The organism is Bradyrhizobium macuxiense (assembly GCF_007993935.1).
GTDB lineage: Bacteria > Pseudomonadota > Alphaproteobacteria > Rhizobiales > Xanthobacteraceae > Bradyrhizobium > Bradyrhizobium macuxiense_A.
The window spans coordinates 766,261-780,433 of record NZ_VITY01000002.1 but is presented as its reverse complement, the minus strand read 5'-3'; the positions used below and the strand labels follow the sequence as shown (position 1 = coordinate 780,433).

Annotated in this window: 12 protein-coding genes; 7 read left to right on the top strand and 5 right to left on the bottom strand. The window is 64.4% G+C overall.

Annotation, left to right across the window (positions count from 1 at the left end):
- Nucleotides 1-43: 43 nt before the first annotated feature.
- Nucleotides 44-1,282 (bottom strand): PLP-dependent aminotransferase family protein, encoded by a 1,239-nt coding sequence (locus tag FBZ93_RS07655; protein ID WP_146985305.1) that lies wholly within the window; start codon nucleotides 1,280-1,282, stop codon nucleotides 44-46.
- A gap of 60 nt (nucleotides 1,283-1,342) precedes the next feature.
- Nucleotides 1,343-1,885, bottom strand: coding sequence for a DUF3124 domain-containing protein (locus FBZ93_RS07650; protein ID WP_167528952.1), 543 nt, complete (start codon nucleotides 1,883-1,885; stop codon nucleotides 1,343-1,345).
- Nucleotides 1,886-1,944: 59 nt separating this feature from the next.
- Here FBZ93_RS07650 and FBZ93_RS07645 point away from each other — a divergent pair, with 59 nt between their 5' ends.
- The 4 genes from FBZ93_RS07645 (at nucleotide 1,945) to FBZ93_RS07630 (ending at nucleotide 7,433) form a co-directional block, all read left to right on the top strand.
- A complete protein-coding gene (locus tag FBZ93_RS07645; RefSeq protein ID WP_146985304.1) occupies nucleotides 1,945-3,678 on the top strand; it encodes a cation:proton antiporter in 1,734 nt (577 codons plus the stop codon).
- Between the two features lie 291 nt (nucleotides 3,679-3,969).
- Complete coding sequence (gene ribB / locus FBZ93_RS07640; protein ID WP_146985303.1) at nucleotides 3,970-5,046, top strand: 3,4-dihydroxy-2-butanone-4-phosphate synthase; 1,077 nt, start codon at nucleotides 3,970-3,972, stop codon at nucleotides 5,044-5,046.
- Nucleotides 5,047-5,174: 128 nt separating this feature from the next.
- Nucleotides 5,175-6,389 carry an acyl-CoA dehydrogenase gene (locus FBZ93_RS07635; protein WP_074131771.1) on the top strand — a complete coding sequence of 405 codons (1,215 nt, stop codon included), beginning with the start codon at nucleotides 5,175-5,177 and terminating at the stop codon, nucleotides 6,387-6,389.
- Between the two features lie 126 nt (nucleotides 6,390-6,515).
- Complete coding sequence (locus FBZ93_RS07630) at nucleotides 6,516-7,433, top strand: MBL fold metallo-hydrolase (RefSeq protein WP_146985302.1); 918 nt, start codon at nucleotides 6,516-6,518, stop codon at nucleotides 7,431-7,433.
- A 109-nt stretch (nucleotides 7,434-7,542) separates the two neighbouring features.
- Here FBZ93_RS07630 and FBZ93_RS07625 read toward each other — a convergent pair whose 3' ends face one another.
- Nucleotides 7,543-8,400 carry a DUF1499 domain-containing protein gene (locus FBZ93_RS07625; RefSeq protein WP_146985301.1) on the bottom strand — a complete coding sequence of 286 codons (858 nt, stop codon included), beginning with the start codon at nucleotides 8,398-8,400 and terminating at the stop codon, nucleotides 7,543-7,545.
- Nucleotides 8,401-8,678: 278 nt separating this feature from the next.
- Nucleotides 8,679-10,307, bottom strand: coding sequence for a fatty-acid--CoA ligase (locus tag FBZ93_RS07620; protein ID WP_146985300.1), 1,629 nt, complete (start codon nucleotides 10,305-10,307; stop codon nucleotides 8,679-8,681).
- 76 nt (nucleotides 10,308-10,383) lie between these two features.
- On the opposite strand from FBZ93_RS07620, the gene FBZ93_RS07615 reads away from it, so the two are divergent.
- Nucleotides 10,384-11,574, top strand: a complete 1,191-nt coding sequence (locus FBZ93_RS07615; protein WP_433995386.1) for an extensin family protein — start codon at nucleotides 10,384-10,386, stop codon at nucleotides 11,572-11,574.
- A gap of 23 nt (nucleotides 11,575-11,597) precedes the next feature.
- On the opposite strand, the gene FBZ93_RS07610 is transcribed toward FBZ93_RS07615, so the two are convergent.
- A complete protein-coding gene (locus tag FBZ93_RS07610) occupies nucleotides 11,598-12,275 on the bottom strand; it encodes a L,D-transpeptidase (RefSeq protein ID WP_074130682.1) in 678 nt (225 codons plus the stop codon).
- A gap of 340 nt (nucleotides 12,276-12,615) precedes the next feature.
- Between FBZ93_RS07610 and FBZ93_RS07605 the strand changes: the two genes are divergently transcribed.
- Together FBZ93_RS07605 and FBZ93_RS07600 are read left to right on the top strand one after the other, a co-directional pair.
- Nucleotides 12,616-13,593, top strand: a complete 978-nt coding sequence (locus tag FBZ93_RS07605) for a magnesium transporter CorA family protein (protein ID WP_146985299.1) — start codon at nucleotides 12,616-12,618, stop codon at nucleotides 13,591-13,593.
- A gap of 130 nt (nucleotides 13,594-13,723) precedes the next feature.
- Nucleotides 13,724-13,945: a hypothetical protein gene (locus tag FBZ93_RS07600; protein WP_050423076.1), complete on the top strand. Its 222-nt coding sequence runs from the start codon at nucleotides 13,724-13,726 to the stop codon at nucleotides 13,943-13,945.
- Nucleotides 13,946-14,173: the final 228 nt, after the last annotated feature.

Genomic DNA, 14,173 nt, shown 5'->3' with positions numbered 1-14,173 from the left:
TTGCGAGCGAAGCGAAGCAATCCATCTTGCCGCGCGGTGATCGCTAGCCGCTCTTCTCCACATTGCTGCTGCGCGCGGGCACGCCGAACTCCTTGCGGCACACTTCCGCGAGCACGGCGACGCCTTCGCGGATCTGGTCGTGCGAGGGGCTGGCGAAGCAGAGCCGCAGCCGGCTGCCGGAATGGGCCTTGCTGGTCGACCATTCAGGTCCGGGATTGATCGAGACGCCGGCGGCGAGCGCCGCCTGGTAGAGCTTCAGCGTGTCGACATTGTCGGGCAGCTTGACCCAGAGGAAGATGCCGCCCTTCGGCGCCTCGAACTCGGCAGAGGTGCCGAACTGTTCGTTCAGCGCCTCCATCAGCGTGTCGAGCTTGGCGCGCAGGCCTTTGGTCAGCCGCGGCACGTGGGTCGCAAAATGCGGCGCGCAATATTCGGCCAGCACCATCTGCTCCAGCGCGCCGGAGCCGGCGTCGGTCTTCAGCGGCAGCATCCGCGACATGATCGCCCACGGTGCAACGATGAAGCCGACCCGCAGCGCCGGCGCGATCGATTTCGAGAACGAGCCGATATGGATCACGCCGCCATGCATGCTCATCGCATAGATCGCGGGCGGCCGTTCGCCGTTCCAGATCAGGTCGGCATAGCAATCATCCTCGAAGATCGGCACGCCGTATTCCTTGGACAGCTTCAGCATCTCGGCGCGGCGGCTCTCCGGGAGGATCGAGCCGGTCGGGTTCTGCACGGTCGGGATGGTGTAGATGTATTTTGGCGTGATGCCGCGTCGCTTGTAATCGGCGAGCGCTGCAGCCAGCGCATCGATCCTGATGCCCTCACCGTCGAGGGGAATGCCGACCGCATTGACGCCGAGCCGGGTCAGCCGGTTCAGCGAGCCCTGATAGGTTTCCTGCTCGATCAGCACGGTATCGCCCTTGGCAAGCAGCGTCTGATTGACCAGGTCGAGCGCTTGCAGCGAGCCGGAGACGATCATGATCTCGTCCGGCGTGCAGGCGATCCCGGCATCGCGCTTCAGCTTCTCGGTGAGAAACTGGCGCAACGGCAGATAGCCCTGCGGTCCGTGCGCGAGATTGTAGGTCGCGAGGTTCCTGCCCTCGCGCTTCAGCACGGCGTTGACCGCTTCCAGCAGCCCGTCGACCGGGACCTGGTCGGGATCGTTGTTGCCGCCGACGAAGCTGTATTTGGCGAGCCCGGTCCAGCGCGCGGCCGGCGCGGGCAGACCGGCCGGAAGCAGTGGTGCAAAGTCGAACTGGGCTGAGGTGGACATGGACGTTTCGCTCCGTGTTGTTGTCGTTGAGAGGGCCGCCGGAAGCGGCCCTCTATGAAGTCAGTTCTTGCCGGTCAGCCTGATTGGGCGGCCTTGGCTGATGAAGGCATAGTGCCCGGCGCCGACGCTGCCGACCATCAAGGCCTCGACCGCCGGCTCCGCGATTTCGCCTGCGGCCGCCCAATCGACCACGAAATTCGCGCCGGTGCCGCCGCGGGTATCGGTCGTGGCGATCGCGACCTCGATGGTCGCAAACGGTTTTAGCGCGATCGGCGATTTGAGGTAGCTCTCCACCATCTTGCCTGATGTGTCGAAATAGGCGATCCGCTTCAGCACCAGCGGCCTCGTTTCGGAGGCATTGTGCACGCTGAGCGTCACCGAGAAATCGGCCCTGAGCTTGCCCTGGCTCATCGACACGCTGGAATACACCGGCACGTAGAATGCACCTGTTGCGGTGAGACCTTCCGATGGCACCGCGGTCAGCGAGTTCGCGAAATTTTGTTCAATACTTGCCGGGGATTGTGCTAGCGCCTCGGTCACTCTCCCGGTGAGCAGGCAGAGCAGAACTGCAAGAAAAACGCCGCCTGCGCGGATGTGACACATTGCTCGGTTGATCCTCACGCCCGGCCCTCTAGGTTGCGGCAACAGGAAGTCTTTGACGCATGCATGAACTGATTCCCGATATCACGCTCTGTATCCTGTTTGCCTGGGGGATTGGGCTGCTCGCCCATTTCTCCCGGCAACCGCTGATACTGGCCTACCTTATCGCCGGCTTTTTCATTGGTCCATTCGGCATGGGCTGGGTCAAATCCCAGGAGTCGATCAGCGTCATCTCCGAGCTCGGCCTGATCTTCATGCTGTTCATGATCGGGCTGGAAATCGACCTCAAGAAGATCATCCGCGCCGGCAAGGTCATCCTGTTCGCCGGCGCCGGCGAACTGATCGGCGGCTGCCTGATCGGCGTCGCGTTCTTTGCCGGAATCGGCCTTGCGATCGGCGGCGGCAAATTCGATGCGATTTATCTCTGCGTCGCCTGCGCGCTGTCCTCGACCGTCATCATCGTCAAGGTGCTGTACGAGAAGCGCGAGCTCGACACGCTGCCGGGCCGCATCACGCTCGGCGTGCTGGTGCTGCAGGACATCTTCGCGATCCTGTTCCTGGCGGTGCAGCCGAGTCTCGACAATCTGCAGATCAGCGTCGTGCTGCTGTCGATCGCCCGCGTCGCGGTGCTGGTCGCGACCGCCCTGGTGCTGAGCCGCTACGTGCTGCCGCGGTTGTTCCACCAGATCGCGCGGCGGCCCGAGCTCGTGCTGCTCGGCGCGCTCGCCTGGTGCTTCCTGATCGGCGAGATCGCCGAACGGCTGCATCTGTCGCGCGAGATGGGCTCGCTGGTCGCCGGCGTGTCGATCTCGACCTTTCCCTATGCGCTCGACGTCACCGCCAAGGTCACGACGCTCCGCGATTTCTTCATCACGCTGTTCTTCGTCGCGCTCGGCATGACGATCCCGATCCCGGGGCTCTCGGTGATCGGGCTTGCGCTCGTGATCGCGGCGTTCACGGTGGCGAGCCGCCTGATCACGACGTTCACGCCGCTTTATCTGATGAAGCAGGGCCTGCGCGCCAGCCTGCTGCCGGCGATCAATCTGGCGCAGATCTCCGAGTTCTCGCTGGTGGTGATCCAGACTGGCGTCGCCGCCAACCATATCGGGACCGAGACCGCGAGCGCGGCCTCGTTCGCCTTCGTGGTGCTGGCGGTGCTCTCGACCTTCGCGATGGGCCGCAGCGACCAGATCGTGCGTGGCCTGATTAGTCCCTTGAAGCGCATCGGGCTGCGCGATCTCGACCACGTCGGCGAGGGCCGCGGCGAGGCCGGCCAGGAGGGTGGACACGGCGAGATCCGGCGCATTGTCATTCTCGGCTTTTTCCGCGCCGCGAGCGCGCTGGTCAGCCAGATCGAGCGGCAGAACCAGTCGCTGCTCGAGCAGATCAGCGTCATCGACTTCAACCCGCTGGTGTTCCGCACGCTGTCCGACCGCGGCATGCACGTGATCTATGGCGACATCAGCAATGTCGATACGCTGGTGCACGCCGGCATCGGCAAGGCCGAGATCATCATCCTGAGCGTGCCGGATTTCCTCCTGGTCGGCGCCGACAATGAGAAGCTGGTGCGCCACGTCCGCGCCCTGAATCCGACCGCGCGGATCGTCGCCACCGCGGACCTGTTGACCGGCGTCGACGATCTCTACGCGGCCGGCGCCGACTATGTAACGGTGACCCGGCTCAGCGACGCCGGCGAGCTCTATTCGGTGATCGAGGCTGCCGACGCCGGCCTGCTCGACGACAAGCGGGCCGAGCTGGACGCCCAGCTCAGCGACCGGCGCGAGGTGCTGCCTTAAGAGGGGGACATCCACTTGAGCAATTGCGCCGTCAGGCGCGCCTTCGCTTGCGCGATTGCGTAGCCCGGATTGCGCTTCGCTCCATACGGGCTACGGGCTACTGAGCATGACCCGGAAAAGCGGGCATCGGTTGTCCGGCGGGTTCAAGTTCAAACAAGAAATCAAACAGAAAACGGGGCCGTCCCCGGTCCTGGTATGCCTGCCGGACGCATGGCGGGTTGCATAATGATACTGGCGCTGACATCGGAACCCGGCTAATCCACTGCATGCATAAAGCGAGATGTCAGGACAATGGCCGATACGATCCAGGAAGTGCTGCAAGCCTTTGCGAAGGGTGAACTCGTCGTCGTCACCGACGATGACGATCGGGAAGGCGAGGGCGATTTGATCGTCGCGGCGTCGTTCTGCACGGCGGAGAAGATGGCCTTCATCATCCGCCACACTTCCGGCATCGTCTGCGCGCCGATCACCACCGAGGACGCCCGCCGGCTGCGGCTCGACCCGATGGTGGCGCACAACGAATCCAACCACACCACGGCCTTCACCGTCTCGATCGACTACAAGCCCGATGGCGGCACCGGCATCTCGGCCGAGGAACGCGCCTCCTGCTGCCGCGCGCTCGCCAATCCGAACGCCGGCTCCAATGATTTTGCGCGCCCAGGCCACATCTTCCCGCTGATCGCGCGCGACGGCGGCGTGCTGCTGCGCTCCGGCCACACCGAAGCCGCGGTCGATCTGTGCCGGCTCTCGGGCCTGCCGCCGGTCGGCGTCATCAGCGAGCTGATGAACGACGATGGAACCGTGATGAAGGGCGAGCAGGTCGCGAAATTCGCCGCCGCCCACAAGCTCAAGCATGTCACGATCGCTGATATGATCGCCTATCGCCAGGCGCGCGAGAAGCTGATCGAGCGGGTCGCGACTTTCACCACCGAAAGCCCGATCGGTCCGCTGCAGGGCTACGCCTATCGCTCGCCGTTCGACGAGATCATGCACGCCGCCTTCGTCTATAACGGCATCGGCGATGGCCGGGACGTGCTGACCCGGCTGCACAAGCCCAACATCGTGAAGGACCTGTTCACCGGGTCGGCGCGGATGGAAGCCGTGCTGCGGCACTTCAAGGATGCCGGTCGCGGCGTGCTGGTATATCTGCGCGACGGTGCTGCCGGCGTTCCGGTCCAGCCGGTGAGCGAGCAGAAGTCGGCGGAGGCCGATCGCAACAAGCAATGGCGCGAAGTCGGCGTCGGCGCCCAGATACTGCGCGATCTCGGCATCACCTCGATCCGGCACCTGACGTCGTCGGTGCACGACTACAAGGGGTTGTCCGGTTTCGGCATCGAGATCGTGTCGAACGAGAAGTTCGACGGTTAGTACCGTCATTCCGGGCTCGATGCTGCGCATCGCCCCGGAATGACAATGATCCCAATTCAATTGCGCTTCGCAGCATAGCGCTTTAATTTATCCGCCAATTTCCGAGTGACGATGCGAAAGGATGTTTCATGAGCGTGCGCCCCCAGGCCAAGGACAAGCCGGCTGCCGCCAGCTTCCAGTGGGATGATCCCTTCCTGCTCGATGACCAGCTCACCGAAGACGAACGCCTGATCCGCGACACTGCGCGGGCCTATGCGCAGGACAAGCTGCTGCCGCGGGTCACCAAGGCCTATCTGGAAGAGAAGACCGATCGCGAGATCTTCAACGAAATGGGCGAGCTCGGCCTGATCGGCGTGACGCTGCCCGAGGAATATGGCTGCGCCAATGCGAGCTACGTGGCTTATGGTCTCGTCGCCCGCGAGATCGAGCGCGTCGACAGCGGCTATCGCTCGATGAACTCGGTGCAGTCGTCGCTGGTGATGTATCCGATCTACGCCTATGGCGACGAAGACCAGCGCAAGAAGTATCTGCCCAAGCTCGCGACCGGAGAATGGGTCGGCTGCTTCGGCCTGACCGAGCCGGACGCCGGTTCCGATCCCGGCGGCATGAAGACCCGCGCCGAGAAGGTGGCCGACGGCTACAAGCTCAACGGCGCCAAGATGTGGATCTCGAACGCGCCGATCGCCGACGTGTTCGTGGTGTGGGCGAAGTCCGCTGCGCATGACAACCAGATCCGCGGCTTCATCCTCGAGAAGGGCATGAAGGGCCTGTCGGCGCCGAAGGTCGGCGGCAAGCTCAGCTTGCGCGCCTCGATCACCGGCGAGATCGTGCTCGACAATGTGGTGGTGCCGGAAAGCGCGCTGCTGCCCAACGTCTCCGGCCTCAAGGGCCCGTTCGGCTGCCTCAACCGCGCCCGCTACGGCATCTCCTGGGGCGCGCTCGGCGCCGCCGAGGACTGCATGCACCGCGCGCGTCAGTACACGCTCGACCGCAAGCAGTTCAACCGGCCGCTCGCCGCCACCCAGCTGGTGCAGAAGAAGCTCGCCGACATGGAGACCGAAATCGCGCTTGGCCTGCAGGCGAGCCTGCGCGTCGGCCGCCTGATGGACGAGGGCAAGATGGCGCCGGAGATGATCTCGATCGTCAAGCGCAACAATTGCGGCAAGTCGCTCGACATCGCCCGCATGGCGCGCGACATGCACGGCGGCAACGGCATCCAGATCGAGTACCACGTGATGCGCCACGCCGCGAACCTCGAGACGGTGAACACCTATGAGGGCACGCACGACGTCCACGCGCTGATCCTCGGCCGCGCCATCACCGGCATCCAGGCGTTCTCGTAAGGACGCGCCGCACACAGCGTAGGATGGGTAGAGCGCAGCGAAACCCATCTTGCCGCCCAGCGCGCGGTTGCGTGATGGGTTTCGCTTCGCTCTACCCATCCTACGAGAGCCAATAGGGGCGTTCCCATGGCCGACAACGACGACATCCCGTTCAACCGCGACTTTCCGCTGCAGCCCGGCGTGGTCGAACAGGTCCGCCCCGGCGTGCGCCGCGTCCTCTGCAACAATCCGAGCCCGTTCACTTTCACTGGCACGGTCAGCTACATCGTGGGCGAGGGCAAGGTCGCGATCATCGATCCCGGTCCCGACGACGAGGCGCATGCGAAAGCGCTGCTCGATGCGGTCAAGGGCGAGACCGTGACCCATATCCTGGTCACCCATACCCATCGCGACCATTCGCCGAACACGCCCCGGATCAAGGCTGCGACCGGCGCGCCTGTTTATGCCGAGGGGCCGCACCGCGCCTCGCGGCCGCGCTTCGAGAGCGAGAAGCACAATCCGGAATCCGGCGCCGACCGCGATTTCCGGCCCGACATCGAGGTCAAGCACGGCGACGTCATCGAGGGCGCAGGCTTTGCGCTCGAGGCGGTCGCGACCCCCGGCCACACCGCCAATCACCTGGCGTTCGCGTGGGCCGAACGCAGCATCAATTTCGTCGGCGACCATGTGATGGGCTGGTCGACCTCGATCGTGGCGCCGCCCGACGGTTCGATGATCGACTACATGGCCTCGCTGGAACGGCTGGAGCAGCGCCCCGAGCAGCTCTATTTCTCCGGCCATGGCCCGGAGATTCCGGAAGGCCCGCGCTTCGTCCGCTTCCTGGCGCGGCATCGCCGGGCGCGCGAGGCGTCGATCCTGCATCGCCTCGGCAAGGGGGAGGCCGACATCCCGACCATGGTGCGGGCGATCTATATCGGGCTCGATCCGCGCCTCGCCAACGCCGCCGGTTATTCCGTGCTGGCGCATCTGGAGGATCTGGTCGCGCGCGGCGTCGTGGCGACGGATGGCGATCCGGTGATCGGCGGCACGTACCGGATGGTGTAAGGGGACGAGGCCTATCCGCACGTCATTCCGGGATGGTGCGTAAGCACCAGACCCGTAATCTCGAGATTCCGGGTTCGTGCTGCGCACGCCCCGGAATGACGCTAGCGCGTTACTTCTTCACCGTCTTCGCCGGCGGCGCCTTCGGCGCGACCGGGGCCGCCTTCTTCGCCGGCTTGGAATTTTCGTTTTCGGCCGCCGTGTTGAGGTCCTCGATCAGCTTCTTGACCCGTGCGGCGTTGCTACCGAGATCGGTGTCGAAATAGCGCGAGGCCGAGCGGATATCGACGCGCGAATCCTCGTCATCGGGCGTAACCCGGATCGAGACGTCCTCGCGGAATCCCATGATCGGCGTGCGCGCCACCGCCTCGATGCGGCCGATGCGGCGCGGCGGCTGCGGCGCGCGTGCGTCGATGACCAGCCATTTGCGCCGGTTCACCAGCCGCAGCGTCATCTCATAGGCACGGTCGACCGGGGCTTCCAGTTCGACGGTTTCGATGTCGGGATAGGCCGCGCGCTGCTTCTCGGCCGAATAGAGGCCGGCATAGGCGGCCGGATTGGTGCCCTCGCCGGTGCGCAGCCGCGCCAGCGCCTCGAATTTCGGCGGGTCGATCGCGTCGGTGGTGACGTCGTAGATCCGCGGCAGCTTGCGGTACTGATAGGTGAGGTAGGCCGGGTAGGCGAGGATCGCGGCGTCGATCAGGAACGCGAGCAGGATCCGGCCCATGCCGCGGGTGCCGTTCTGCCAGATCGCGGCGAAGGCGGCCAGCCCGAGCAGGATCGACAGGCCGGCGAGACCCAGCGCGCCGAAGAAGGTCGCGAGCGCCGGTTTGACCTCCAGGAACCCGAACCGGACGATGAGGATCGAGACCACCACCGCGACGACGGAAAAGATGGCGAGGTTGCGCGACCAGGTGGCGAGACCGGACACGGGCTCCTGCTGGTAGGGAGCGGAAAACCTGCGCGCCATCGTCGAAAAATCTGCCGGTTGATGTCCCCGGCGACCTCAGCCGCCGCCAATGACCGTGTGAGACCACGGTCCTGCGGCGAATTCAAGGGATTTGGGCGGTGCTATTTACCCTCCCCTGGAGGGGGAGGGTCGACGCAAATGAAATGAGCGGCGGGGTGGGGTGATCCCTCAGCACGGGCACCTGTCTCAATGGAGGGACTGTCACCCCACCTCGGTTCGCATTCCGCTGCGCTTCATGCGAACCGATCCTCCCCCTCCAGGAGAGGATGGCAACTCGCCTACGCCGCGGCGGTGGGGAAGGTGTAGTCCTTGAACTGGTCGCGCAGCGCTGTCTTCAGGATCTTGCCGGTCGCGGTGTGGGGAATGCCGTCGACGAAGGCGACGTCGTCGGGCATCCACCATTTGGCGATCTTGCCGTCCATGAACTTCAGGATGTCCTCGCGCGTGGCGCTCTGGCCCTGCTTGAGCTGCACGATCAGCAGCGGCCGCTCGTCCCATTTCGGATGATGAACGCCGATCACGGCGGCTTCCGCGACCGCGGGGTGGCCGACCGCGAGGTTCTCGAGATCGATCGAGGAGATCCATTCGCCGCCGGACTTGATCACGTCCTTGGAGCGGTCGGTGATCCGCATGTAGCCGTGCTCGTCCATCGTCGAGACGTCGCCGGTGTCGAAGAAGCCGGCATCGTCGAGGATGTTGGCATCGACCCGGAAGTAGGCCTTGGCGATCGCGGGACCCGAGACCTTGAGGCGGCCGAAGGTCTTGCCGTCCCACGGCAGCTCCTTGCCGGCATCGTCGGTGATCTTCATCTCGACGCCGAACGGCGGATAACCCTGGGTCTGCAGGATGTCGAGCCGCTCCTCGCCGGTGCGCTCGGTGAACGGCGGCTTCAGCGTCGCCAGCGTGCCGAGCGGGCTCATCTCGGTCATGCCCCAGGCGTGCCGCACCTGGCTGCCCATGTCGAGGAACGCCTGGATCATCGAACGCGGCATCGCCGAACCGCCGCAGATCACCATCTGCAGATCGGGCAGCTTGACATTGTTGGCGGCCATGTATTGCAGCAGCATCAGCCACACCGTCGGGACACCGGCGGTATGGGTGACCTTCTCGGTCGACAGCAATTCGTACACCGAGGCGCCGTCGAGCTTCGGGCCCGGCATCACCAGCTTGGTGCCCATCGACGGCGCGGAGAACGCGATGCCCCAGCTGTTGGCATGGAACAAGGGCACCACCGGAAGCATTGTGTCCGAGGCGGAGGTGCCGAGCGCGTCCTTCGAGTTGGCCATCAGCGCGTGCAACACGTTGGACCGGTGCGAATAAAGTACACCCTTGGGATCGCCCGTCGTGCCGGAGGTGTAGCACATCGCCGCGGCGGTGTTTTCGTCGAAGGTCTTCCACTCGAACTTGCCGTCGGATGCCGCGATCCAGTCCTCATAGGCGACCGCGTTCTTCAGCGTGGTCTGCGGCATGTGCGCCTTGTCGGTCAGCACCACGTAGCGCTCGACGCTCGGCAGCTGGCTCGCGATCTTCTCCAGCACCGGAACGAAGGTGAGGTCGGTGATGACGATGCGGTCCTGGGCGTGGTTGACGATCCAGGCGATCTGCTCCGGAAACAGCCGCGGATTGACCGTATGGCAGATCGCGCCGATCCCCATGATGCCGTACCAGACCTCGAGGTGGCGCCAGGTGTTCCAGGCGATGGTGGCGATGCGGTCGCCGAGCTTGATGCCGTCACGCTCGAGGCTCTGCGAGACCTTCAGCGAGCGGGCATGGATTTCGGCGTAATTGGTGCGATGAATCGGGCCTTCGACCGACCGTGTCACGACTTCCTGCGTGCCGTGATATTTGGCGGCGTGCTCAATAATCTTGTGGCACAGCAACGGCCAATCTTGCATCAAACCAAGCATACGCAAATCCCTCCTCGATCCTCACGCATGATCTGCCGGCATCTTGGACGGCCGACAGTAAAATCATGGAACTGACATGAACTGTAGCGCGGAGAAAGCAAGCCGAAAATGGCCTGATGGCGCGTTTCGCCGCGGGGGCGCGGCAATGGTTACCGCCGCCGCCGCGCTGCTTTGCCTTTTGCTTTCCCTTGGCATGCAAGCGGGGCCCGCGCAGGCTGCCCGCGGCGCGCCCACCTTTCCGTGGGACGATCTGTTCGGCACCCGGCCGCACAGGGCGCACAAGGCGGTCCGCCGTTCAGCGGTGCCGTTGCCGAAGCCGCGCCCCGCTGACGCGCCCGCGGCCGCCGATGCGCCTGCCGCAGCCGAGCCCGAGCTGCCGGCGGCCGAGACGCAGCATCCAGCCGCACCTGCCGAGGCTGCCAGGCCCAGCGAGGCGGCCAAGCCTGCCGAAGCAGCCAAGCCGGCTGAGCCTCCCAAGCCGCAGCTTTCGGCCTGCCGGCAGGCACTCACCGAGGAGATCGCAATCGCGCCGAGCATTCCCGATATCCACGGCGCCGGAGGTTGCGGCGGCGAGGATCTGGTGCGGCTCGAGGCCATCGTGCTGCCGGACAAGCGCAGGGTCGCAGTCAAGCCCGCGGCGATCCTCCGCTGCAAGATGGCAAGCGCGGTCGCCGACTGGGTCCGCACCGATATCGCGCCGCTGGCGCAGCGCCTCGGGGGCGGGATCAGCAATCTCGACAATTTCGACTCGTTCGAATGCCGTGGCCGCAACCGCGTTGTCGGCGCGCAGCTGTCCGAGCATGGCCGCGCCAATGCGCTCGACGTGCGCGCGTTCGGTCTCGCCAACGGCAAGTCGATCTCGCTGACCGACCCCAGCGTGCCGCGCGATCTGCGCGAGACCGTGCTGCATTCGGTCTGCGCCCGCTTCTCCACGGTGCTCGGTCCGGGCTCGGACTGGTACCACGAGGACCACATCCATCTCGACCTCGCGGAGCGCCGCAGCAACTACCGGATCTGCCAGTGGAACGTGTACGATCCGCTGCCGCAGGTCGCGCCGCTGCTGCCGGCCGAGCGCCCGGAAGAGGCGCCGCCGCGCGAGGTTGCCGCGAAATCGGATGCATCCAGGCCGGACGCCACCAAGGCCGACCACGGCAAGGCCGATGCGCCGGATGCGGCGCAATCGGATGATGCGGCCGCCGCACCCAGCGGCGCGCCCGAGACCAAGCCGCAGCCAACAAAAAAGCGCCGGCAAAGCCGGCGCCTTTGATCGCGATTGCGATGTGATTGGGATCAGTAGGTGGTGCCGCCGGCACCCTGCAGCGCCATCTGCGGCTTGTAGGGCGAGTCGCCGTGCTTCGGCTCCAGCACCACGACAATGGTGCCGAGCTTGACGCGGTTGTAGAGGTCGATGACGTCCTCGTTGGTCATGCGGATGCAGCCCGAGGAGATCGACGAGCCGATGTATTCCGGCTGGTTGGTGCCGTGGATGCGGAACAGCGTATCCTTGCCGCCCGAGTAGAGATACATCGCGCGCGAGCCCATCGGATTGTCCGGACCGGGCGCCACGAAGGTCGGAACGCCGAGGCGCGAGATCTCGCCGGGGGTCGGATGCCATGCCGGCCATTCGGTCATGCTGCCGACCTTGGCAATGCCGGACCAGGCCATCGCTTCTTCGCCAACGGTGATGCCGTAGCGGATCGCCTTGCCGTCGTTCAGCACGTAGTAGAGGTAATGGTTGTCGGAATCGACCACGATCGAGCCGGGGGCTTCCTTGCGGTGATACTCGACGATGGCGCGGCGGAACGGTTCGGCCACCGGCGTCTTGACGTAGGTGGTCTTGGCCAGGAGTTCCTTGTCACGCGGCTTGAAGGCAGCGGTATTGGTTGCCTCGTAGGTCGTGGCCTGCATGCAGCCCGACAACATCAGGCCCGCGGTCAGGATCCCGAAGGTAACTTTGAGCGACGACATGATTACATTCCAATCGAAAATCCGCGCACGAAAGCGCCAACATTACGCCCCAAACGCCACGATTCCATGAGAGGCATTATTGCCTGAAAGCCGCCATTCTTCCCAGACTTTAGATGGCTTTCCCGCATCGCGGGACGTGATCTGTGGCTTTTTTGCCGCAACTGTTCTGGCGCGGGTCGGTTTTTTGTGCAAACAGGCAACGGTCGTCGAGTCGGACCTCCATCACTGCCACCCGGCTGCCACAAATATGGACGCCCGGTTAATGCCCCGGTCATGAAGCGCCAGCCAGAATCGCGCTAAGTCGGCGGGTCCTGCCAGCCCCTGTTTTGTGGAGTTCCTGATGCTGTCGGTGTTCGTTCCCTCCGATTTTTCGCTGAAGAAGGCCGCCGCCACCGACCTCGGCGCGCTGCCGGAGGGCGCGGTCTGGGTCGATCTGGTGAACCCGACCGTCGAGGAGGACCGGGCCGTCGAGAAGCTCGCGGGGATCGCGGTTCCGACCCGGGAGGACATGCAGGAGATCGAAATCTCCAGCCGGCTCTACATCGAGAACAGCGCCCGCTACATGACCGCGACGCTGATGTGCCAGTCTGACACCGACATGCCGCGCACCACGGCGGTCACCTTCATCCTGACCAGCCATCGGCTGGTGACGGTGCGCTACGACCTGCCGAAGCCGTTTGCGCTGGTCGAGAACAAGCTGGCCCGCGCCTGCTCCCCCAGCATCACCGGCGAGCAGGTGCTGATGGAACTGCTGGATGCCGTGATCGACCGTTGCGCCGACCTCCTGGAGCGCTGCGGGGCCGACATCGACCAGGTCTCCCACGACATCTTCGAGCCGGAGAGCGAGCGTCACGGCCACGCCAAGCAATATTCGCAGATCCTGATCGCGATCGGCCGCAAGGGCGACCTGACCTCGAAGGTGCGGGAAAGCCTGGTCTCGATCGGCCGCCTCGTCACCTTCCTCTCGGCGATCGTGGAAGGTGTGAAATGGTCCAAGGACATGCGCGAGCAGCTCAAGACCATGCAGCGTGACGTCGCCTCGCTGACCGACCACGCCTCCTATCTCTCCAACAAGATCACCTTCGTGCTCGACGCCATGCTCGGTGTGGTCAATCTGGAACAGAACAACATCATCAAGCTGTTCTCGGTGATGGCGGTGGTCTTGATGCCGCCGACGCTGATTGCGTCGATCTACGGCATGAATTTCAAGATCATGCCGGAACTCGAATGGACGCACGGCTATCCATACGCACTGGTACTGATGCTGGTCGCGGCGATCGTTCCCTACTGGATTTTCAAGTGGAAGAAGTGGCTGTAGCGCTGTTCCAGCGTCGCGTTTTGGGACGCGCTTTTCTGCCTTATTTCCTCTCCTAAAATTTGAGTGTTGCGCTGAACGTTTGGGCGAAACTTGTCTGCGATAACGCCTGCCTCGAAGCCGGAGGACAGCAATGGTTGAGAAGATCATAACGCCACGGCGTAACGTCATCGACTTTGCGCGCTATCAACAGGACCGCGCAGCAGGCAAGGTGCAGGCGATCTCGCCGAGACTTTGCCGTTACTGTGACGCTGCGCTGCTTGATGGCGAGGACGAAGACGACTGCTCCAGCGCGCTGAATGACGTCGCGCTGCGGCGGACTGAGAAGAAGTCGCGTCGGTTCTATGCGGACTAAAGGCTGAGGCCTTCTGGAGGCAGAAGCCTCGTCTGCGTCGTTACGCCTGCCATCGAAGCAATCCCTGCACTACGGCCGCGGCGGCGGCCGGGATCGCCTCGAACCTCTCCCTTCCTTCCCCCCACGAAATGACGATCGTGTTTGTCCTCCAAGGATGGCGGGTGAGCGCCGCTCTATCCACGTCATTGCGAGCGAAGCGAAGCAATCCATCGCGCGGCAAGCACAGAC

Bases quoted from the DNA above. Each gene is read 5' to 3' on its own strand.
- FBZ93_RS07600 (WP_050423076.1), top strand. From the start codon at position 13,724: ATGGTTGAGAAGATCATAACGCCACGGCGTAACGTCATCGACTTTGCG.
- FBZ93_RS07610 (WP_074130682.1), bottom strand. From the start codon at position 12,275: ATGTCGTCGCTCAAAGTTACCTTCGGGATCCTGACCGCGGGCCTGATG.
- FBZ93_RS07630 (WP_146985302.1), top strand. From the start codon at position 6,516: ATGGCCGACAACGACGACATCCCGTTCAACCGCGACTTTCCGCTGCAG.
- FBZ93_RS07620 (WP_146985300.1), bottom strand. From the start codon at position 10,307: ATGCTTGGTTTGATGCAAGATTGGCCGTTGCTGTGCCACAAGATTATT.
- FBZ93_RS07625 (WP_146985301.1), bottom strand. From the start codon at position 8,400: ATGGCGCGCAGGTTTTCCGCTCCCTACCAGCAGGAGCCCGTGTCCGGT.
- FBZ93_RS07605 (WP_146985299.1), top strand. From the start codon at position 12,616: ATGCTGTCGGTGTTCGTTCCCTCCGATTTTTCGCTGAAGAAGGCCGCC.
- FBZ93_RS07635 (WP_074131771.1), top strand. From the start codon at position 5,175: ATGAGCGTGCGCCCCCAGGCCAAGGACAAGCCGGCTGCCGCCAGCTTC.
- FBZ93_RS07650 (WP_167528952.1), bottom strand. From the start codon at position 1,885: ATGTGTCACATCCGCGCAGGCGGCGTTTTTCTTGCAGTTCTGCTCTGC.
- FBZ93_RS07615 (WP_433995386.1), top strand. From the start codon at position 10,384: ATGAACTGTAGCGCGGAGAAAGCAAGCCGAAAATGGCCTGATGGCGCG.
- FBZ93_RS07645 (WP_146985304.1), top strand. From the start codon at position 1,945: ATGCATGAACTGATTCCCGATATCACGCTCTGTATCCTGTTTGCCTGG.
- ribB (WP_146985303.1), top strand. From the start codon at position 3,970: ATGGCCGATACGATCCAGGAAGTGCTGCAAGCCTTTGCGAAGGGTGAA.
- FBZ93_RS07655 (WP_146985305.1), bottom strand. From the start codon at position 1,282: ATGTCCACCTCAGCCCAGTTCGACTTTGCACCACTGCTTCCGGCCGGT.